This window comes from Bacteroides finegoldii DSM 17565 (assembly GCF_000156195.1).
In the GTDB taxonomy this organism is placed as follows: Bacteria; Bacteroidota; Bacteroidia; order Bacteroidales; family Bacteroidaceae; genus Bacteroides; species Bacteroides finegoldii.
Window position 1 is genome coordinate 181070 of record NZ_GG688317.1, and the last position, 22167, is coordinate 203236.

A 22167-nucleotide genomic window follows, 5' to 3' on the forward strand; every position below is an offset into this window, starting at 1 on the left:
CAGGCTTTCTTTAGGTGACCTTGATGAAATCATTGGGAGTCATGCCAATAATGCCTTTGATTTTACTTTCCGTACATTCATTAATTGGACGAGTGAGCGTGTCATGTGAAGCCCGATACCAATGCCCAGTTTATTTATTTCACTGTTGTTCTTAACCTGATAGAATGCGTCGAATATTTTAGTCTTTTCTTGATCGGTGATGCCTATACCGTCATCGGTTACGGTGACTACTATCTCGGAATCCTTTTCTGTAGTTGTAATACGAATCGTGCTTTTGGCATATTTCAAGGCATTGCTTAGTAGATTGCTGATAATCTTGGTAAAAGCTTCTGTTTCATCATTATATCTACAAAGTCCTTGCCCATAAGTTCCCACCCATAGTCGTTTCTTGTTGTCGATAGCTAGCGTGGTGATTACATTCTTTGTTAGTGAATTCGGATGATCCGAACGTTGATAAGATGTTATCTTTTGGGTTCTGACATTGTATGAATATAATCCACTGATGCTTGTTCCTATCCATATTCTTCCGAAGTAATCTTCAATGCTATCCGATATTTTGCCTGTAAAAGAACCGATTCTGATGAAATTGTTTTTTTCGGGGTTATAGTAACAGAATCCTGCAGAGGTGTCCACGTAAATACATCCATTACTGGCTTTATATAGAGTGAATACGCTGTGCATTCACCACGAATGAATGTAAGCACAGGATTTGTATGGCTATCGAAAGAAATACTTTTTGCATGGGGATTCGTTTTATCTGTATTGGTTTTCATTAATATAGGACAATATTAGGAAGAATAAGTTGCATAAACAAATGATAGGCAATTTTTTTGGCGGTGGAACAAAACTTTTGAAAACGAACAAAAAAATCGTTCAAATCTTGGATAATTACTGGTGAATATGTTTATGCTCTTTGGAATAATTTATCGGATGAAATTAAATTTCGGTTAGTATAGATTAGTATCTGTATATTCTATGTACATTTGTCTCGTTAGTATGTTTGTTTTCGTTTGACTTAAGTTAAACGAAAGAATGACTTAAGTTGAACTATCGCTTGAGTTAAGTCAAACGAAAATAGAAATGTACTTTAGAAAATAAATCTATGGGAGGGAAGATGTTTATCTCTCCTAATAAAGAACTAATCAATAATGAGTGTAAATTATGATCTTTATGAAACTCCCGACCTTGCTAAAAGCGGAGAAGAACAGCCTTTGCATGCACGTGTAGTGTTGAAGGGAAGTTATACAGCCGAAGAATTTGTAGAACAAGTGACTGCGCTTCAGCATATGCCCCATGCGCAGGTGGTGGGTATCATAGAGGCTATATCAAAAGAATTGAGGCATTTGCTTTTAAAAGGATTCTCTGTTGAATTAGGGGATATCGGTTATTTTAGCCTTTCGTTGAGTGTTGACAAGAAGGTGAAGGAGGCAAAAGAATTGCGTTCGCCGTCTATATCTCTGAAAGATATTAATTTTCGTGTGAATCGCCAATTTAAGAAGGATATTGAGAGTGGTCTTGAATTACGGCGTTATCATTCACCCTTTCGTGTGAAAAATCCGTTGCCAGAGGAAAAGTGCCTGCAACGGTTAGAAAGGTTTCTAAAAGAGCACCCATGCATTAATCGGCAGGATTATGCCCTGCTCGTTGGAAAAACGAAAACACAGGCATTGCAGGATATTAATGCTTTCATCGAACAAGGTGTTTTGAAGAAGTATGGAGTGGGGCGTTCGGTAGTATATATAAAGGTATAGTAAATCATTTTATTGGATATATATACTTGATATTAAACATTTTCTGCTTACCTTTGTTTGCATGAAAAAAGATAACGAGAAAGGAGACGAGTCTATGGCAAGTAATTATATTCGTTTCGATTGGGCTATGAAGCGCTTATTGCGTAATAAAGCCAATTTTGCAGTTCTTGAGGGCTTTTTGACAACACTTCTCAATGAAAAAATTGTTATTCAGAAGTTGTTGGAAAGCGAAAGCAATCAAGAGGACGAGTTTGACAAGTATAATCGGGTAGATATGCTTGCCGAAAACTCTAAGGGAGAGCTTATTCTGATCGAAGTTCAGAATAATAATGAGTATGCTTATTTTCAACGTATGCTGTTCGGCACTTCCAAGTTGGTGACCGAATACATTAATCGTGGAGAAGGCTATGATAAAGTACGTAAAATATATAGTATCAATATTGTCTATTTTTCATTAGGTAGCGGAAAGGATACGGTTTATCACGGAAAAACGGAGTTCAGAGGTATTCATCAGAATGATGTGCTGGAGTTGACTCCTTTTCAGAGACAAACGTTCAAGGTAGATGCTGTGAGCCAACTTTATCCGGAATATTATATATTGAAAGTGAATGATTTCAATCAGGTAGCCAAGAGCCCGTTGGAAGAGTGGATATGTTATTTGAATACAGGTGATATCCCTGACAGCGCCACAGCACCGGGACTGGAGGAGGCCCGCGAGCGATTGAAACTTGATAAAATGACGAAAACCGAGCTTGAAGCTTATTATCGGCATTTGGATAATATTGTAATATTGAGAGATAATATATTTACGGAGCGTGCGGAAGGTCGTGCAGAGGGTCGTGCGGAAGGACTTGAAGAAGGACTTGCGAAAGGACGTGAGGAAGAAAAGAAAGAAATGGCACGAAATATGAAGTCTTTGAATATCCCCCTTGATACTATCTCACAGATAACGGGGTTGGAAATAGAAAAAATACGTGATTTGAAAATTTAGTTATCACTGATAGCTTTTCTTATAAATTTAGTGTGTCTTATCTGAATTATTCTGATTTTATATCAGGACGATTGAGATGAGACATTTTTTTTGTTAGGGGGTAACGATAAAATCGTTCACATTAAGAACAAATAGAAATAAGACGGTGGTATGGCGGTAAGAAAAAAGTGTAGTTTTACGATATTTTTTCAATTACAATAAACGGATGCTCTCTTGTTTGGATATATATTGCACAGAAACAAAGGCAATCAGATTTATATTTTCTATGGTGGATTTGTTATAAGGATAACAAAATAATTGAAGATTGTTTTGGTTTGTAAAGAGGGTGTGTCAAAACTAAAATGACCACTCTAAAAAGTTACAGATTGTAACTAACAATTATAAAAGAACCATATCAAACTCTGTTCTTGAGTAATGATATGGCTCTTTTCATCATTGATTTAGGGAGTCAAGTTTCAGATTAAAAGTTGTCCTTTCATCAGATTACGTTTTGCCCCCCCCCTTTTCTTTATCTTAGAACCGGAAACTCAGTCCTCCTAAGAAGTTGAATCCTTCGGCGGGATAGCCCAAATAATATTGATATTTCTTGTTTAGCAGGTTATGTACTTGCGCATAAACGGATACTCCTTTGAATACATTATAGCTGGCTCCGATATGCAGATCGCTAATATCTGACATATTGAAAGATGTTGCTTCCTCCTTGTGGCTGATGTAATCAAAACCGGCATTCAGTTGAAGTGCAGAGGTGGGATGTACGTTGAGAGAGATGGATGCTTCATTTTCAGGCTTTACGGCAAGTAGATATTCGTTATTGTCACTGTTCCAGTTGCGGTATATGTAATGGGCGGACAGGGACAGTACATCTTTGTAGTCATAAGTTAATTTTATGCCGGCATAGACATTATCGGTGTGTATTTGTGTGAAAGCGAGCATGGTACTTACTGTTCCGATGCTTGTATCGGACAAACTTGAATAGGAGTAAAGCAAGCCATTCTTTAAATTCTGGTATCCACCGAACAGTTGGAACCATATACCTGGATAAGGGCTGGCTTTCAGTCCTAGGCTAGCGTTCAGTTGTTCATACGTGTCATAAGGACGGCGGTTGCTTAATTCGGCAGATGTTGTTGAAAAGTAAGAGTCTCCGTATGGACAAAGGCTTTCCAATCTTCGGAAATCATTCAGTTGCTTACCGCCAGTTGCTTTTGCATAAACAATGTAACTGTCCGAGAAAATGTATTGTGCAGTGACATCCGGTGAAATACGGAATGACTTGTCGAATCCGAAAGATAAATCTACATTGGCTCCGATGTGTAATTTCCAATCGTCATTATTCAATTCATAATATGGATTCACAAGTAGAGTCGTATAGTTCTTGAAATATTCATCTCCCGTAGATGGGTTCTTAGTGTATCCACTGTATAAAAGATTATTCATTTCCAATGCGATAGTAACGGATTGTTGATCGTTGATGGCTCCTGTGACATCACCTTTGGTGCGTATGATTGTTTCCTTGATGGCTGTATTTGCATCATTTTCACTGATCATATTGTGTTGGCGTTCGTACATCAACAGGTTCGTTTCTGCATTGAAACGCAGTGGTGCAGTCTCATCAATGAAATGAATACCCGCATGGAAGTCACCGGAGGTGAATTTCTGCTTGCTGTTGACGCTTCCCGGCAGGAAGTTGAAGTTGCTTAGCCCGAAATTTCCGGCAATATTCAAGTCTAATTTATTGAACTGGTGCGTATAATCCACATTGGCACGTGTGCGGTAGTAAAAAGCATTCCATTTTTCGCCGTCTGTGTAAGGGAGAGTCAACTTTCCATCCATACCGTCCATTTGAAAACGTACATTCAGCTTATCTTTCTTCGACAGACGGAATAGATAATTGGCGAGGATGTCTAGATTGCCTAAATTGCCGTAACCGGCACGTACATATCCGGGGGCGCTTCCGGGTTGTATTTCTTTTCCGGTATAAGGATTCATCAACCCTGCCGGAACGGAAGTTGCCGGAAAGAATGTAGTGGCATATTCCACTTCTTTTTTGCTGACAGTCGGTTCTTCGACTTTAGGCAGGACGTTCACTTTGGAAGCATCCATGATGTCCGGATTGTATTCTTGTTCCACAACGACGGTACGATTCATGGTCGTATCTTTCGGCTGTGTCGTTTGGGCTAGGAGATGGGATGGCATGGAGATTGCCAATGTGATTCCACCTATTATATAAAGAGATCGTTTCATTTTAGTTTTATATTTTAGTTCTCAACTTTCAATTTTTAACTTTCAATTTGCTCAGTCTGCTTTCGATCATAGTTGCGATGTCATCGTTGCCTTGATAATTCTGTTGCAGACTCAACAGGTATTGGCGTGCATCCAAGTCTTTGCCCATGGCGGCATATACATCGGACAAAAGGACAAAACTGCGTGCCAGCCAATAAGCGTGTGGTGTACTTTGCTCTATGTAGTTGAGAAGTTCTTTCTCGGCGGCGTTGTATTCTTTTGCATCGTAAAGCGATTGCGCCACCAGATATTTGGCTTCAGCTCCATATGCATTACGTGTATCTTTGGCTAACTCACGCAAATCATCCACAGCTTTTTTATCGGCTTTCTGCTTGGTATATGCTTTGGCGCGATAATAAAGGGCTTCGTTTCTTAGCTCCGGACTAAGTTTGGCTTCTGCCAGCAAGTCGGTAGCAGCATGAATTGTTTCGATGTCGTCTCTCAGCAGAAAAGCGCAACGAAGTACTCCGGTTTCAGCAAGCTGGCGGCGTTCCACATTAGTTGCTTTCTCTTTCAGCATTTTATAGCTGGTCAAAGCGTCTGCAGTCTGTTGCTGATTGAACTGTACTTCGGCACGAAGAATAAGAGCCTCTTCTGCAAACGGATTGTTGGGGTATTCCAATAGCTTTCCGGAATGGAGAAGAATCATATCATAGTTCTTCTGTTCGCTTCCGATCAAGCAAAGATGGTAATGTGCGTTCAAGCTGAAAGCTCCTTCCGGGAAAGTCTGCAAGTATTTGTTGAAACTTGTTTTTGCTTCTTCCAGTCGTCCCCGCATATAGATTTTTTCTGCGGCAGTATATGTCAGAGAGTCCTGCTCATTGGCATCGAAGCGGATATGTCCCGGCATGGCATTGGCAAGAGCAGCAAATTCATCGATACGGTTGAGATCTACATAGATCGATTTTAGATCGCGCATAGCCATCCGGGCTTCTTCACTGCCCGGATATTTTTCGATAACTTGTTTATAGGCTTCGATTGCCTGGTTGTAATCATCCTTTTGATAATACAGCAAACCGATTTCTGCAGCGGCTTTTCTGCTGACAGGGCTTTCCGGATATTTGTTCATTAGTTCTTTAAAGGAAGTAATAGCCTGGTTATTGTTATCCATCAGCACATACGACCGTCCTTTTTCATAAATGGCATTCACAGCGTATGGAGAAGCCGGATATTTTCCTACCAGACGATTCAGTAGGGTGATTTTGCCGGAATAATCTTTCTGTAGACCGGACACAAGAGCCAATTGATAGAAAGAATAGTCTCCGGAGGGAGTATTCATTTGTTCGGCTTGTGAATAATAATGCTTGGCCTCTTCGAAATTGCGTACGTGTAGGTAACAGTCGCCAACACGGTTATAGGCATCGGCAAGCGCGGTTGTATTTTCTCCTTTCTCCAGCCGGATATATTTTTGGAAGTAGTGACTTGCCTGGGAATAATCTTTTCGGTGGAAAGCGATGTATCCTAAATTGTAATTGGCAAGTGCATACGTTTCATTGTTGGGTTGGGTTGTCAGTTGCAGATATGCATTGAAGTCACGTGCGGCTTCCGTCATACGGTTGAGGCGATAGTAGGATTCTCCGCACCAATAATACGCGTCTGCTTTCGTCTGACGGTTGTATTGTCCGATAGCTATGGATTGATTCAGGTATTTCAAGGCTTGTTCAAAGTTGGCATTGGCGAAGGACTGTGTACCTAACTGAAACAATATTTTCTGTTTGGCTTCCAATATCTGAGCGCTTGGCTTGGCTATCCGGTCGATGGATTTCAGGGCTGCATCATAACTACGGGTATTCATGTAAACTTCTACCAAATAGCTGCTGACTTTTTCAGCGTAAGGAGAAGTCGGAAATTCGTTCAGGAATTTCTCGAAAGCAGTAACGGATTCGCCGAAAGCGGAGAAAGAGGTTTCATGCAGGCAAAGAGCGTAATTGTAAGCTGCCTGTTCCTTGATTTGCATATTAGCATTGGAGGCGGCTGCTTGTTCGAAAGCCATACGGGCTTTGTTTTTTTCTGCCAGTTGCAGATAAGAGAGCCCCATGTGGAGGTATGCGTTTTGTGTAAGGGCGTCGTTGGTTGTTGTCACTTTACCTAATGTTTCGGCTGCTTTGGAATAGACTTTTGTCTGATAATAAGAAAGTCCCAGCATATAAAGTGCATCACGACGAGCTGCTGAGTGATCTTTATCAAGATATTCGTTAAATGATTCTACTGCTTGGTGATATTGTCCGAAGTGGTAGTAGGCATCTCCCAGAATGCGGTACATTTCTGCAGTATGTTCGTTGTTTGGATAGGCCGACAGATAGTTTTGTGCTACAATCTGTGCCTTATCGTAGTTTTGAAGCTGTGCATAAATTTCGGCAATGTAGTAGGGGACAAGTGCCTTGTACTTCGAATCGTCCTGTAACGGCAGGAAGCCTTTCAGTGCTTCGTTATAGCGTTTTTGCGTATAGCGGATATAAGAGAGATAATAATCACAGTCTTTGGCATATTTGGGACTGTTGGCACGTAATGTTTCAAACCAAATTGCGGCTTCTCGTAGATTATTGGTTTTCAGATAACAGGTGGCCAATTGGTAAGTGCAGTCATCCCGTTCTTCATTACCCAGCAGACCGAGGTCGGCAGAGTTGAAGAGCGCCAGTGCTTCATCGTATTTTCCTTCATAGAAATAGCAGGAGGCTAATAGTGCATAAATACGGTTGGCGTAAGGAGTGTCCGGATAGCGGTCGAGATACTTGCGCAGGATTTCGATCCGGTTTTTGTCTTTCAGTTCATAAGCGGAACTGGCCAGCATGTATTCTGCGTCTTGAAGAAGGCTGGTGGCAGGCTTTTGTTTTACAAATGCTTTCAGTGCTGGCAGGGCGGCTGCATAATTTTTTTCCTGGAAAAGTTCTTTCCCTTCTTTATAAAGGTTGTCGGTCGAAGTGAACTTATCACTTGTCTGGGCAAATCCTATAATAGGCGTGCAGCAGATAGCCGCACAAATGAGTCTAGTAATTTCTTTTTTCATAATCGGGTGTTTATGCAAAAGTACAGAATGAAAGGGGATATGTTTCTGTAGTTTGTTATATTTTAACGAATTATCTGCCAGATAAGAACTTTTTAAGTCCTCGGCGAATAGAATCCAGTCCAAAATCTTCTGGATGAATTTCGGAGAGAGGCAGGAAGAAAGCATCTGCTACATCATCCATGGCAGAGAAATGGCTCATGTTTTCTACAGTGCAGAGGAAAAACATATCGAGTGTGTGTACAGGAAAACCTGAATAAACATAAATATTGGGAAGTGTGAACTGGTAAACGGCTTTTTTAACTTTCAGCCCTGTTTCTTCCAGCACTTCGCGTGCAACGCCTTCTTCGCCTGTTTCATTCATATCGATGAATCCGCCGGGTAGGTCGAGAGTTCCTTTGGCTGGCTCTTTGGCACGTCGGCAGACAAGCAGTTCATTTTTCTCATTCAAGATGAGTGCTACTGTGGCGGCAGAAGGATTGAAATAATAGACAAAGCCGCAATCTGCACATTTTTTAGATTTCTCGTTGTTGACCTCAAAATGAGAGGAACCACATTCAGGGCAATATAAGAATTGGGCAAGAGGATGTTCCATAATCGTATATATTTTCCAGGTTTTTGTTTATGCACGCAAAGGTATAAAATGCTTTTATTAATTTCATCTATCACCGCATAGAAATATTCGATTGGACTTTTTTTGCAAAGGCGGGGCTTCTGCCTTTATCTTTGCACCAGAAACAAAAAACAAAACATTGTTTCTGATGTTATAAGTCAAATCAATTAATAACAATAAAAGCAATAAAGATTATGGAACCAATTTTAAATTCTCAACTTCCTGAATTCAGCGTTCAGGCTTTTCACAACGGAGCTTTCAAGACTGTAACCAACAATGACCTGAAAGGTAAATGGGCGATTCTTTTCTTCTATCCTGCTGACTTTACTTTCGTATGTCCTACCGAATTGGTGGATATGGCTGAAAAGTACGATCAGTTCAAGGCGATGGGTGTAGAAATCTATTCGGTAAGTACTGACTCTCATTTCGTGCACAAAGCTTGGCATGATGCTTCTGAAAGTATTCGCAAGATTCAATACCCAATGTTGGCAGACCCGACTGGCGCTTTGAGCCGTGCACTGGGTGTATATATCGAAGAAGAAGGTATGGCTTATCGCGGTACATTCGTTGTCAATCCGGAAGGAAAGATTAAAGTGGTGGAACTGAATGATAACAATATTGGCCGTGATGCAAGTGAATTGCTTCGTAAAGTGGAAGCTGCACAGTTTGTAGCCAGCCATGACGGAGAAGTTTGCCCGGCTAAATGGAAGAAGGGTGAGTCTACCCTGAAACCAAGCATTGACCTGGTAGGTAAGATTTGATAGATCTTGATAATGGTGATTATGGGAGGCCGGTAACGGGAAACGCTGCCGGCCTTTTTTAAGCAGTGGAGAGAGTACAAGTAATGAAGAGAAAAAAGAGAGAGAAAAAGAATAAGCGAGAGAAGAAATAATAAAGGAGAAAAAGTATGTTAGAATCCGCATTAAAAGAACAACTGAAGGGTATCTTTGCCGGACTGGAGGCAAATTTCGCTTTTGATATATCCGTATCGTCCAGTCATGAGAATCGTGCTGAACTGCTGGAACTTTTGGGAGATGTGGCAGACTGTTCCGATCATATCACTTATTCGGTGAATGAAGGAAACGGGCTGAAATTTACTTTATTAAAGAATGGTAACGCCACAGGAATTACTTTCCGCGGTATTCCGAACGGACACGAATTTACTTCTTTACTGCTTGCTATCCTCAATCTGGATGGTAAAGGGAAGAACTTTCCCGATGAGGCTGTTTGTAACCGTGTGAAAGCACTGAAAGGCCCTATGCACTTAGTTACTTACGTCTCACTGACTTGTACGAATTGTCCTGACGTGGTACAGGCTCTCAATGCAATGGCAACGCTGAATCCTGCCATTACTCACGAAATGGTAGACGGCGCACTTTATCAGGATGAAGTAGATGCATTGAAGATACAGGGAGTACCTTCTGTATTTGCCGATGGAAAGCTGCTTCATGTAGGCCGTGGTGAATTCGGTGAGCTGCTCGCCAAGCTGGAGGAACAATATGGTATTGACGATACCAAAGCGATGAATGAGGTGAAAGAGTATGATGTGATTGTAGCTGGTGGAGGTCCTGCCGGAGTATCGTCCGCTATTTATTCAGTTCGTAAGGGGCTGCGTGTGGCTATTGTAGCCGAACGCATCGGAGGGCAAGTAAAGGAAACTGTCGGCATTGAGAATCTGATTTCTGTCCCAAAAACCACGGGAAATGAACTTGCTAATAATTTGAAAACTCATTTACTGCGTTATCCGGTAGATTTATTGGAACATCGTAAAATAGAGAAAGTAGAAGTACTTGGAAAGCAAAAGATAGTAACTACCTCTGTTGGGGAGAAATTTCTGGCTCCGGCACTGATTATTGCAACCGGTGCAAGCTGGCGTAAACTGAATGTTCCGGGAGAAGCGGAGTATATCGGTCGTGGTGTTGCTTTCTGCCCTCATTGTGATGGGCCGTTTTATAAGGGAAAGCATGTAGCAGTAGTAGGTGGAGGAAATTCTGGCATTGAGGCAGCGATTGACTTGGCTGGTATATGTTCCAAAGTCACTGTTTTTGAATTTATGGATGAGTTGAAAGCAGACAGTGTACTTCAAGATCGACTTAAATCATTGCCGAACGTGGAAGTGTTTGTAAGTTCACAGACTACGGAAGTGATAGGAAATGGTGATAAACTGACTGCCCTGCGCATCAAAGATCGCAAAACGGAAGAAGAACGTTTGGTTGAGTTGGATGGTGTATTTGTACAAATCGGGCTTTCTGCGAATAGCAGTGTATTCCGCGACATAGTGGAAACCAACCGTCCGGGCGAAATCATGATTGATGCACATTGCCGTACGAATGTGACGGGTATCTATGCAGCCGGAGATGTTTCTACGGTTCCTTATAAGCAAATCATTATCTCTATGGGCGAAGGAGCGAAAGCTGCGCTTTCTGCATTTGACGATAGAGTGAGAGGGATTATCTGATATATTCAGATATGAAAGACATACAAACAAGACAATAAGAGGCCGCAAAGGTATGAATCCATATCTTTGTGGCTTTTTATTTTTTTCTTACCTTTGGGGGAACTTAACATACCCCCAAAAAATGAAGAACATGAAAAAGATCTTTTTACTCATTTCCGTCATCTTATTTATTTTTCCGGTACAGGCTCAACATACATTGAGACTGATGACTTATAATATTAAAAATGCGAATGGCATGGATGATATTTGTAGTTTTCAACGAGTAGCCAATGTGATAAATAATGCTTCTCCTGATGTCGTGGCTATACAAGAGGTGGACAGTATGACCCGTCGGAGCGGACAGAAATATGTGCTGGGTGAGATAGCTGAACGTACACAAATGCATGCTTGTTTTGCACCTGCTATAGAGTTTGAAGGAGGTAAATATGGAATCGGACTGTTGACAAAGCAAGTTCCGCTACGTTTACAAACTATCCCTTTACCTGGTAGAGAAGAGGCCCGCACCTTGATTCTGGCAGAATTTGAGGATTATATCTATTGTTGTACTCATATGTCGTTGACCGAAAAAGACCGTATGAAGTCATTGGAGGTCGTGAAATCATTCGTCGCTCCTTATAAAAAGCCTCTTTTTCTGGCTGGGGACATGAATGCTGAACCGGAATCCGACTTTATAAAGGAGTTACAGAAAAACTTTCAGATGCTCTCCAATCCTAAACAATCTACTTATCCGGCTTCTGATCCCAAGGAGACTATAGATTATATTACCGCATTGAAGTCAAATGCTAATGGCTTCGCTCTTATATCCTCTCAAGTGTTGGATGAACCGATGGCCTCCGACCATCGTCCTATACTTGTTGAGTTGCGTACAGCTGAAAAGGCAGATAAAATATTTCGTACTAAACCTTATTTACAGAATCCCATAGGTAATGGTATGACAGTTATGTGGGAAACTACCGTTCCGGCATATTGTTGGGTGGAATATGGAACAGACACTACTCAACTGAAACGCGCTCGTACAATTGTTGACGGACAGGTAGTCTGCAATAATAAGCTGCATAAAATACATATCAACGATCTGATACCGGGACAGAAATATTATTATCGTGTATGTTCACAAGAAATGTTGCTTTATCAAGCATATAAAAAGATATTCGGAAATACCGCCCGGTCGGAATTCAGTGAATTTACTCTTCCGGCAACAAATGCGGATTCCTTTACTGCTATTGTCTTCAATGATTTGCACCAACATACGAAAACTTTCCGTGCTTTATGTAAACAGATACAGCATATCAACTATGATTTTGTAGTTTTCAATGGCGATTGTGTAGACGATCCTGTCGATCATGAACAAGCTACCTCTTTTATCTGTGAACTGACCGAAGGTGTACATAGTGACCGTGTACCGACTTTCTTTATGCGTGGTAATCATGAGATTCGCAATGCTTACTCTATCGGTTTACGTGACCATTACGACTATGTAGGAAATAAAACATACGGTTCTTTCAACTGGGGAGATACCCGCATCGTTATGCTTGATTGTGGAGAGGATAAACCGGATTCCCATTGGGTCTATTATGATTTGAATGATTTTACCCAGTTGCGAAATGAACAAGTGGATTTTTTGAAAAAGGAACTTTCCGCCAAAGAATTTAAGAAAGCGAAGAAACGTATCCTCCTGCATCATATCCCTCTTTATGGCAATGATGGGAAGAATCTTTGTGCTGAACTATGGACTAAACTGCTGGAAAAAGCTCCTTTTGATATCTGTCTGAATGCTCATACTCATAAGTATGCTTATCACCCGAAAGGTGAGTTGGGGAATCATTTTCCAGTTATTATAGGTGGAGGATACAAGATGGAGGGTGCTACCGTGATGATTCTTGAGAAGAGGAAAGAAGAGCTCAGAGTCAGGGTGTTGAATGCAAAGGGAGAAACTTTGTTGGATATAACGGTCTGAATAATGTATATGATAGCTTGAATCGTGGAATTGAATTTCACCCCAAAAGTTTAGTATCTAACTTTTAGGGTCATAAGATGTGTTTTTTTTATTATGACGCAAAGCTAAAAGGAAAAATTAAGATAGAAAATATGGCATCGCCGAGACGCTTGCTGAGAGATGATGGGAAAAGTATGAGAGATACAGGCTGGTAGGATCATCTCTCATTTGCTATTCTATTGATAGTGTATGTGTTAACTGTAATTTATGAGAGATATGAGAGGTGAAAAATAAAAAAACGTTCTAGTATGCTGGGATTTTTGTTTTCTTACTATGAATGTTTAAAGTTTGCTACTCTTATGAAAATAGCAATTCCTTTCAATGGTTTTTCGTGAGAAAAGCTATACCTTCGAGGACTTTTAATATAGATATTGGAATGTTAGATTTAAAGCAACTTACAGCAGATGTGTGTCGTATTGCAACTGAAGCTGGACATTTTTTGAAAGAAGAACGTAAGAATTTCCGTCGTGAACGTGTTGAAGAGAAACATGCGCATGATTATGTCTCTTATGTAGATAAGGAGTCGGAAGTACGTGTAGTGAGAGCTCTTTCCGCTTTACTACCCGAAGCTGGAGTTATAACGGAAGAAGGGTCGGTCACTTACCAGGATGAACCTTATTTTTGGGTGATTGACCCGTTGGACGGCACTACGAATTATATCCATGATGAGGCTCCTTATTGTGTATGCATTGCTTTGCGCAATCGTACCGAGCTTTTATTAGGAGTCGTTTATGAAGTTTGTCGGGATGAATGTTTTTATGCGTGGAAAGGTGGAAAGGCCTTTATGAATGGTAAGGAAATCCATGTATCGGATATTCGGGATGTAAAAGATGCGTTCGTCATTACCGAGTTGCCTTATAACCATCTGCAATATAAACAAACGGCTCTCCATTTGATAGATCGGCTTTATGGGGTAGTAGGTGGTATTCGAATGAATGGTTCGGCCGCCGCAGCCATTTGTTATGTGGCTATGGGGCGTTTTGATGCTTGGGCGGAAGCTTTTATTGGAAAGTGGGATTATTCGGCGGCAGCTTTGATTGTGCAGGAAGCAGGAGGAAAAGTTACTAATTTCTATGGTGAGGACCACTTTATAGAAGGACATCATATCATTGCAACGAACGGATACCTTCATCCTTTATTTCAGAAGCTATTGGCGGAGGTCCCTCCGTTAGATATGTAGGAGAAACGGTCTGCTTATTAAACCCTTGCTACTATTATGAAACACACATTTTTTATAAAAGACTGGCTCAATTCATTCTTATCTTTATTGTTCCCTCATTGTTGCGTAGTTTGCGGCAGACCGCTGGCAAAAGGTGAAGAATGTCTTTGTATCATGTGCAATATCAATCTCCCGCGTACGAACTATCATCTCCGGAAGGATAATCCGGTAGAGCGACTTTTCTGGGGACAAATACCTCTAGAACGAGCCACTTCTTTTTTCTTCTACCGGAAAGGGAGCGATTTCCGACAGATTCTTCATCAGTTGAAGTATGGGGGAAAGAAAGAGGTTGGAATAATCATGGGAAGATATATGGCTGCCGAGCTATCGGATTCGGGTTTCTTCGAAGGAGTTGACGTGATAATTCCTATACCGTTGCATAAAAAGAAGCAACAGATTCGTGGCTATAATCAAAGCGAATGTATAGCACGGGGTATTGCGGCTGTGACGGGTATTACCGTATGTGTAGAATCGGTGGTTCGCCGAAAGAATACGGAGACACAGACACGCAAATCCGTATTCGAACGTTGGGAGAATGTAGATGGAATTTTTGAACTGAATCATGCGGATTCTCTGACCGGAAAGCATATTTTGATTGTGGACGATGTATTGACTACAGGGGCCACGACTATCGCGTGTGCTTCACGGCTGGCGGAGGTCGAAGGAACACGGACTAGTGTGTTGACTTTGGCGATGGCGGATTGAATGGAATATCACAAAAAAGTCACCCGAAAAGGTGACTTTTGCTCTTCCTCTTGGACTTGAACCAAGGACCCTCTGATTAACAGTCAGATGCTCTAACCGACTGAGCTAAGGAAGAATGTTTGCAATCAAGATTTTCAACTTTGCTCTTCCTCTTGGACTTGAACCAAGGACCCTCTGATTAACAGTCAGATGCTCTAACCGACTGAGCTAAGGAAGAATGTTTTTCTCAATTGCGATGCAAAAGTACTAGGTTTTTTTGAAATATGCAATATCTTTGCAAAAAAAATATTAGAAATGGATAAAATAATAGGATTGGGCAACGCCCTAGTCGACGTACTTGCAACCCTAAAGGATGATACGCTTTTGGATGAAATGGGGCTGCCCAAAGGAAGCATGCAACTTATTGATGATGCTAAGTTACAGCAGATTAACGCAAAATTCTCGCAGATGAAAACGCATCTGGCAACAGGCGGATCGGCAGGAAATACTATACTTGGACTGGCTTGTCTGGGAGCTGGAACTGGTTTTATCGGAAAAGTAGGAAATGATCATTATGGAGATTTTTTTCGTGAAAATCTTCGGAAAAACAATATTGAGGATAAAGTATTGGTGTCTGAACTGTTGCCTTCCGGTGTTGCATCTACTTTTATTTCACCGGATGGAGAACGTACCTTCGGGACTTATTTGGGAGCTGCCGCTTCTTTGAAAGCTGAAGAGTTATCTCTCGATATGTTTAAAGGATATGCATATTTGTTCATAGAGGGATACCTGGTGCAGGACCATGAAATGATTCTTCATGCCATTGAGTTGGCGAAAGAGGCGGGTTTGCAAATCTGTCTTGATATGGCAAGTTATAATATAGTTGCCGGTGATATGGACTTTTTCTCCTTGTTAATAAACAAGTATGTAGATATTGTCTTTGCAAATGAGGAAGAGGCGAAAGCGTTTACGGGTAAGGAACCGGAGGAGGCTTTGGAAATCATTGCGAAGAAATGCAGTATTGCCATCGTAAAAGTGGGGGCAAATGGTTCTTATATTCGCAAAGGGACAGAAGAAATTAAAGTCTCTGCTATTCCGGTAAAGAAAGTGATGGATACGACCGGAGCCGGTGATTATTTTGCTGCCGGTTTTCTATATGGCCTGACGTGTGGATATTCATTGGAGAAGTGTGCTAAAATAGGTTCTATTCTATCGGGAAATGTTATCCAGACAATCGGTACGACGATATCAGGAGAACGCTGGGATGAAATTAAGTTAAATATTAACAGGATTCTGGCTGAATAACCAAGTATTGAGTTACTTTTACGATTCATTTATATGAAAAGAAGTATGAAAAAATTGCTGAATGGGCGGATAGCTGTTGTTGGGGTAGCGGTTACGGCTATCGTAGCTTTCTTTAGTTTCAAGAGTGGTGACGACCGCAATTTCCAGATCGCCAAGAATCTGGATATATTTAATGCGATTGTGAAAGAATTGGATATGTTTTATGTCGATACGATTGATCCGAATAAGACGATCAGAGAGGGTATCGATAATATGCTTTTCACGTTGGACCCTTATACGGAGTATTTTCCGGAGGAAGATCAGAGTGAGTTGGAGCAGATGATAAAAGGATCTTTCGGTGGTATCGGTTCTTACATTACTTATAATACAAAATTGAAACGCTCTATGATTTCCGAACCCTTCGAGGGCACACCGGCGGCTAAGGCTGGATTAAAAGCCGGAGATATTTTGATGGAAATAGATGGGAAAGACCTTGCAGGCAAGAACAATGCAGAAGTCAGCCAGATGTTACGTGGACAGGCGGGAACTAGTTTTAAGCTGAAAGTGGAACGCCCGAATGTGAGGGGGGGACGTACACCGATGGAGTTCACCATTGTACGTGAATCTATTCAGAATCCGGCCATTCCATACGCTGCAGTGCTTGATAATCATGTCGGATATATTAATCTGAGTACTTTTTCCGGCAATCCTTCGAAGGAGTTCAAGAAAGCATTCTTGGATTTGAAGAAGCAAGGAGCTACCTCGTTGGTTATCGATCTTCGTGGAAATGGGGGGGGCTTGTTGGACGAGGCTGTAGAGATAGCAAATTATTTCTTGCCGCGTGGAAAGGTGATTGTAACGACTAAGGGAAAAATCAAACAAGCCAGCAATACTTATAAAACATTACGTGAACCATTGGACCTGGATATTCCGGTAGCGGTTTTGGTAAATAGCGGAACTGCTTCTGCTTCTGAGATTTTATCGGGTTCCTTACAGGACCTAGATCGCGCGATTGTTGTCGGTAACCGTACTTTTGGAAAGGGATTGGTTCAGGTTCCGCGTTCTTTGCCTTATGGGGGAACAATGAAAGTGACTACTTCCAAATACTATATTCCAAGCGGACGTTGTGTGCAGGCTATTGACTACAAGCATCGTAATGAAGATGGAAGTGTTGGAACCATTCCGGATAGTTTGACTAAGGTGTTTCATACCGCTGCAGGGCGTGAGGTCCGCGACGGGGGTGGTGTAATGCCGGATATTGTTATCAAGCAAGAGAAGTTGCCGAATATTTTGTTCTATCTGGTACGTGATAATTTAATTTTCGATTATGCTACCCAATATTGTTTAAAGCATCCTACCATTGTTGCTCCGGAGAAGTTTGAAGTAACCGACGCTGATTATAATGACTTTAAGGCATTGGTGAAGAAAGCTGATTTCAAGTATGACCAGCAAAGCGAAAAAATTCTGAAAACCTTGAAAGAGGCAGCCGAGTTTGAAGGATATATGGCGGATGCTTCGGAAGAGTTCAAGGCGCTTGAGAAGAAGTTGAATCACGATCTTGACCGTGATTTGGATTACTTTTCCGGTGATATAAAGAAGATGATCGCTTCGGAAATTATTAAGCGTTATTACTATCAGCGTGGTAATATTATCCAGCAACTGAAAGACGACGATGGCTTGAAAGAAGCGGTGAAGATATTGAATGATCCGGTGAAATATAAGGAAATGCTGAGTGCACCGGTTGCTAAGAAATAATAATATATTAAATGATTTACAATATGTCTACAGAATTATTCTCTACTCTGCCTTATAAAGTGGCAGATATTACGCTTGCCGACTTCGGACGCAAGGAAATCGATTTGGCAGAAAAAGAAATGCCCGGCCTGATGGCTCTTCGCGAAAAGTATGGAGAATCCAAACCGTTGAAAGGCGCCCGTATTATGGGATCGTTACACATGACTATTCAGACAGCCGTGCTGATTGAAACATTGGTGGCTTTAGGGGCTGAAGTACGTTGGTGTTCTTGCAATATATACTCGACGCAAGACCATGCTGCTGCTGCCATTGCAGCTTCGGGGGTGCCTGTATTTGCTTGGAAAGGCGAGACTTTGGCTGATTACTGGTGGTGTACATTGCAGGCTTTGAGCTTTGCCGGTGGCAAAGGTCCGAATGTGATTGTGGATGATGGTGGTGATGCGACAATGATGATTCATGTGGGATATGATGCGGAGAACAATGCGGCTGTGTTGGAGAAAGAAGTACACGCTGAAGACGAAATAGAATTGAATGCTATTCTGAAGCGGGTTTTAGCGGAAGATAAAACGCGTTGGCATCGGGTTGCAGAGGAGGTACGTGGTGTATCGGAAGAGACGACGACCGGTGTACACCGTCTGTATCAGATGCAGGAAGAAGGCAAATTGCTGTTCCCGGCGTTTAATGTCAACGATTCGGTAACGAAATCTAAGTTTGATAATCTGTATGGTTGCCGTGAATCATTGGCTGACGGCATCAAACGTGCGACGGATGTAATGATTGCCGGGAAAGTTGTGGTAGTATGTGGCTATGGCGATGTGGGTAAAGGATGCTCTCATTCTATGTGCTCCTATGGAGCACGGGTGCTTGTGACCGAAGTAGATCCGATCTGTGCTTTACAGGCCGCCATGGAAGGTTTTGAAGTCGTAACTATGGAAGAGGCTTGTACGGAAGGTAATATTTTTGTGACTACCACAGGAAATATCGATATTATTCGTATTGACCACATGGAGAAAATGAAGGATCAGGCTATCGTTTGCAATATCGGTCACTTTGATAATGAGATCCAGGTAGATGCTTTGAAACATTATCCGGGTATTAAATGTGTGAATATCAAGCCGCAGGTGGATCGTTATTATTTCCCGGATGGGCATAGTATTATTCTGTTGGCCGATGGACGTCTTGTCAATCTGGGTTGTGCAACCGGACATCCGTCGTTTGTTATGAGCAATTCATTTACGAACCAGACTTTGGCTCAGATTGAGCTGTTTAATAATAAATATGATATCAATGTATATCGTTTGCCGAAACATCTGGATGAAGAAGTAGCTCGTCTGCACCTTGAAAAGATCGGTGTCAAGCTGACGAAACTTACTCCGGAGCAAGCTGCCTATATCGGTGTATCGGTAGACGGACCTTACAAGGCTGATCATTATAGATATTGATTTAAGTTGAAAAGTATATGAAGAAACTCCTTCCTGACATAATTGCTATATTGGCTTTTGTTGTTATTTCTTTTGTCTACTTCTTTCCGGCAGATATTGAAGGGCGCATTCTGTTTCAGCATGACTCTGCTGCCGGTGCCGGAGCCGGACGGGATGCTCAAGAGTATTTTGAACGTACTGGTGAACGTAGCCGCTGGACAAACTCGATTTTCGGTGGTATGCCTACCTACCAGATGGCTCCGAGTTATGATTCGACAAAATCTTTGTCTTGGGTGGAGAAGACTTATCAACTTTACCTTCCGGAGTATGTAGTACTGACCTTTATCATGATGTTGGGATTCTATATTCTCTTACGGGCATTTGGAATTTCGGCTTGGTTGGCGGGGTTTGGCGGTATAATATGGGCTTTCTCGTCTTACTTCTTTATTCTGATACCGGCAGGGCATATCTGGAAGTTTGTGACATTGGCTTACATTCCGCCTACGATTGCAGGGATTGTCCTGGCTTATCGAAGGAAGTATCTGTTGGGAGGAATAATTACGGCTTTGTTTATAGCTCTTCAGATTCGTTCCAATCACATACAGATGAGCTATTATTTCATGTTTGTGATTCTGTTTATTATAGGAGCCTACTTCGAAGAAGCTTATAAGAAGAAAGAATTGACGCATTTCTTCAAGGCTAGTGCAATTCTGGCGTTGGCTGCTATGGTAGGCGTTTGCATTAATCTTTCTAACTTGTACCATACGTATGAGTATAGTAAGGAGACTATGCGTGGAAAGAGCGAGTTAAAGCAGGAAGGGAATGCTGCCAATCAGACCAGCAGCGGATTAGACCGTGACTACATTACGAACTGGAGTTACGGAATTGGGGAGACCCTGACTTTATTGGTACCTAATGTAAAAGGAGGAGCGTCATCGGATAATTTGTCACAGAGTGAGACTGCTATGGAAAAGGCAAATCCGATGTATAGTAGTATCTATTCGCAATTTCCGCAATATTTTGGTGATCAGCCGTGGACTGCCGGTCCGGTGTATGTAGGGGCATTTGTTATGTTCCTGTTCGTCCTTGGGTGTTTCATCGTAAAAGGTCCGCTTAAATGGGCATTATTGGGAGCTACTATTTTCTCCGTTTTACTCTCGTGGGGAAAGAATTTCATGGGACTGACGGATTTCTTTATAGATTATGTTCCGATGTATAATAAGTTCCGTGCTGTATCGTCTATTTTGGTTATTGCTGAATTTACTATTCCGTTATTGGCTATTTTTGCATTGAAGGAAATATTGGGCAGACTGGAAATTTTGAAATTGAAAGAGAACCGTACAGGTGTGATCGTATCGCTTGTGCTGACAGCTGGTGTCTCATTGCTCCTGGCTGTTGCTCCCAGTGTTTTCTTTTCTAGTTTCGTAACGGCGCAGGAGATGGCGGCTTTGCAACAAGGCCTTCCGGCGGAACACCTTACTCCGGTTGTGACAAATCTGACGGAGATGCGCAAAGCGATCATTGCTTCGGATGCATGGCGCAGTTTCTTTATTATAGCTGTGGGATGTTTCTTGCTGTTCTTATTCTTGCAGAAGAGGTTGAAAGCTTCTTTCACGCTGGTCGGTATTGTACTTTTGTGTTTGGTGGATATGTGGTGTGTTAATAAACGTTATTTGTATGATGAACAGTTTGTCCCGAAATCAAAACGGACAGAAGCATTTGTGAAGACTCAGGCGGATGAGATTATCCTTCGGGATACAGCTCCGGATTATCGTGTACTGAATTTTGTCGGTTTTCCGAGCAATACGTTTAATGAAAACAATACTGCTTACTGGCATAAGAGTGTCGGTGGCTATCATGCAGCGAAATTGCGTCGCTATCAAGAGATGATTGATCATCATATCATGCCCGAAATGCAGGATACTTATCAGGCTGTGGCTGCTGCCGGAGGTAGGATGGATAGTGTGGACGCTTCCAAATTCCGCGTATTGAATATGCTGAATACGAAATACTTTATTTTCCCAGCCGGAGAGAAAGGACAGCCTGTTCCTGTTGAGAATCCGTATGCATATGGTAATGCCTGGTTTGTGGATAAAGTGCAGTATGTGAATAATGCGAATGAGGAAATTGACGCTTTGAATGATATTCGCCCGACGGAGACTGCTGTGGTGGATGCGAGATTTAAAGAACAGCTAAAAGGGGTGACGGAAGGATACAAGGATTCTTTGTCTACTATCCGGTTGACGGATTACGAACCTAACCGATTAGTTTATAAAGTTTCTACTCCTAAAGACGGAGTTGTGGTATTCTCTGAAGTATATTATCCGGGATGGCAAGCGACGATTGATGGTCAGCCGGTAGATATTACCCGTGCGGATTATATCTTGCGTGCCATGAATGTACCTGCCGGTGAACATACCATTGAAATGTGGTTTAATCCGCAGAGCATACACGTCACGGAAAGTATCGCTTATGTCGCGTTGGCTTTATTGTTGGTCGGAGTGATGATTCTTGTGTGGACGAAACGTAATAAGTTCACAGGAAAAACTGAAGCGAAATAAGTGAATGTTTGCTTTTGAATAATTAAAGTAGCTGAGTTTGATAGGAACGACTCTCTTCTGGAAGGAAGAGAGTCGTTTTGTTTTTCTATGCAGTATATCCGGAATAGTCCGGTTTTGGGTAGATTATTGCTCGAAAAGGGAAAATATGAA

Annotated in this window: 15 protein-coding genes and 2 tRNA genes; 11 read left to right on the forward strand and 6 right to left on the reverse strand. The window is 41.7% G+C overall.

Features of this window, described 5'->3' with window-relative positions:
* Positions 1-39: 39 nt before the first annotated feature.
* The gene (locus BACFIN_RS18595) at positions 40-633 is read right to left on the reverse strand and encodes a sensor histidine kinase (RefSeq protein WP_232281626.1); all 594 of its coding nucleotides are present in this window, start codon (positions 631-633) and stop codon (positions 40-42) included.
* A gap of 515 nt (positions 634-1148) precedes the next feature.
* Between BACFIN_RS18595 and BACFIN_RS18590 the strand changes: the two genes are divergently transcribed.
* Both BACFIN_RS18590 and BACFIN_RS18585 read left to right on the forward strand, forming a co-directional pair.
* A complete protein-coding gene (locus tag BACFIN_RS18590) occupies positions 1149-1751 on the forward strand; it encodes an HU family DNA-binding protein (RefSeq protein ID WP_007747844.1) in 603 nt (200 codons plus the stop codon).
* A gap of 61 nt (positions 1752-1812) precedes the next feature.
* Entirely contained in the window at positions 1813-2742 is a 930-nt protein-coding gene (locus BACFIN_RS18585) for an Rpn family recombination-promoting nuclease/putative transposase (protein ID WP_007747845.1), read from the forward strand.
* A 513-nt stretch (positions 2743-3255) separates the two neighbouring features.
* On the opposite strand, the gene BACFIN_RS18580 is transcribed toward BACFIN_RS18585, so the two are convergent.
* From BACFIN_RS18580 to BACFIN_RS18570, 3 genes are all read right to left on the reverse strand, one after another.
* Positions 3256-4983: a TonB-dependent receptor gene (locus BACFIN_RS18580; RefSeq protein ID WP_007747846.1), complete on the reverse strand. Its 1728-nt coding sequence runs from the start codon at positions 4981-4983 to the stop codon at positions 3256-3258.
* A gap of 28 nt (positions 4984-5011) precedes the next feature.
* Positions 5012-8029, reverse strand: a complete 3018-nt coding sequence (locus BACFIN_RS18575) for a tetratricopeptide repeat protein (RefSeq protein WP_007747847.1) — start codon at positions 8027-8029, stop codon at positions 5012-5014.
* A gap of 70 nt (positions 8030-8099) precedes the next feature.
* A complete protein-coding gene (locus BACFIN_RS18570) occupies positions 8100-8621 on the reverse strand; it encodes an NUDIX hydrolase (protein WP_007747849.1) in 522 nt (173 codons plus the stop codon).
* Positions 8622-8833: 212 nt separating this feature from the next.
* Here BACFIN_RS18570 and ahpC point away from each other — a divergent pair, with 212 nt between their 5' ends.
* The 5 genes from ahpC to BACFIN_RS18545 all read left to right on the forward strand — a co-directional run bounded on the left by ahpC (position 8834) and on the right by BACFIN_RS18545 (position 15017).
* Positions 8834-9400, forward strand: a complete 567-nt coding sequence (gene ahpC / locus BACFIN_RS18565; protein WP_004307892.1) for an alkyl hydroperoxide reductase subunit C — start codon at positions 8834-8836, stop codon at positions 9398-9400.
* 146 nt (positions 9401-9546) lie between these two features.
* Positions 9547-11097, forward strand: coding sequence for an alkyl hydroperoxide reductase subunit F (gene ahpF, locus BACFIN_RS18560; RefSeq protein WP_007747860.1), 1551 nt, complete (start codon positions 9547-9549; stop codon positions 11095-11097).
* A 130-nt stretch (positions 11098-11227) separates the two neighbouring features.
* A complete protein-coding gene (locus BACFIN_RS18555; RefSeq protein WP_032839018.1) occupies positions 11228-13054 on the forward strand; it encodes a metallophosphoesterase in 1827 nt (608 codons plus the stop codon).
* A gap of 415 nt (positions 13055-13469) precedes the next feature.
* Entirely contained in the window at positions 13470-14273 is an 804-nt protein-coding gene (locus BACFIN_RS18550) for an inositol monophosphatase family protein (RefSeq protein WP_032839020.1), read from the forward strand.
* Between the two features lie 36 nt (positions 14274-14309).
* Positions 14310-15017 carry a ComF family protein gene (locus tag BACFIN_RS18545; protein WP_032839021.1) on the forward strand — a complete coding sequence of 236 codons (708 nt, stop codon included), beginning with the start codon at positions 14310-14312 and terminating at the stop codon, positions 15015-15017.
* A gap of 41 nt (positions 15018-15058) precedes the next feature.
* Here BACFIN_RS18545 and BACFIN_RS18540 read toward each other — a convergent pair.
* Positions 15059-15132, reverse strand: a tRNA-Asn gene (locus BACFIN_RS18540).
* Positions 15133-15160: 28 nt separating this feature from the next.
* Positions 15161-15234 (reverse strand) — tRNA-Asn (locus BACFIN_RS18535).
* A gap of 77 nt (positions 15235-15311) precedes the next feature.
* Here BACFIN_RS18535 and BACFIN_RS18530 point away from each other — a divergent pair.
* The 4 genes from BACFIN_RS18530 to BACFIN_RS18515 are packed head-to-tail and all read left to right on the forward strand — an operon-like array spanning position 15312 to position 22017.
* Positions 15312-16301 (forward strand): adenosine kinase, encoded by a 990-nt coding sequence (locus BACFIN_RS18530; protein WP_007747880.1) that lies wholly within the window; start codon positions 15312-15314, stop codon positions 16299-16301.
* A gap of 45 nt (positions 16302-16346) precedes the next feature.
* Positions 16347-18035: a S41 family peptidase gene (locus BACFIN_RS18525; RefSeq protein WP_032839022.1), complete on the forward strand. Its 1689-nt coding sequence runs from the start codon at positions 16347-16349 to the stop codon at positions 18033-18035.
* A gap of 23 nt (positions 18036-18058) precedes the next feature.
* Positions 18059-19477 carry an adenosylhomocysteinase gene (ahcY, locus tag BACFIN_RS18520; RefSeq protein WP_032839083.1) on the forward strand — a complete coding sequence of 473 codons (1419 nt, stop codon included), beginning with the start codon at positions 18059-18061 and terminating at the stop codon, positions 19475-19477.
* A gap of 17 nt (positions 19478-19494) precedes the next feature.
* On the forward strand, positions 19495-22017 hold the full coding sequence (locus tag BACFIN_RS18515; protein WP_007747889.1) for a YfhO family protein: 2523 nt from the start codon (positions 19495-19497) through the stop codon (positions 22015-22017).
* Positions 22018-22167: the final 150 nt, after the last annotated feature.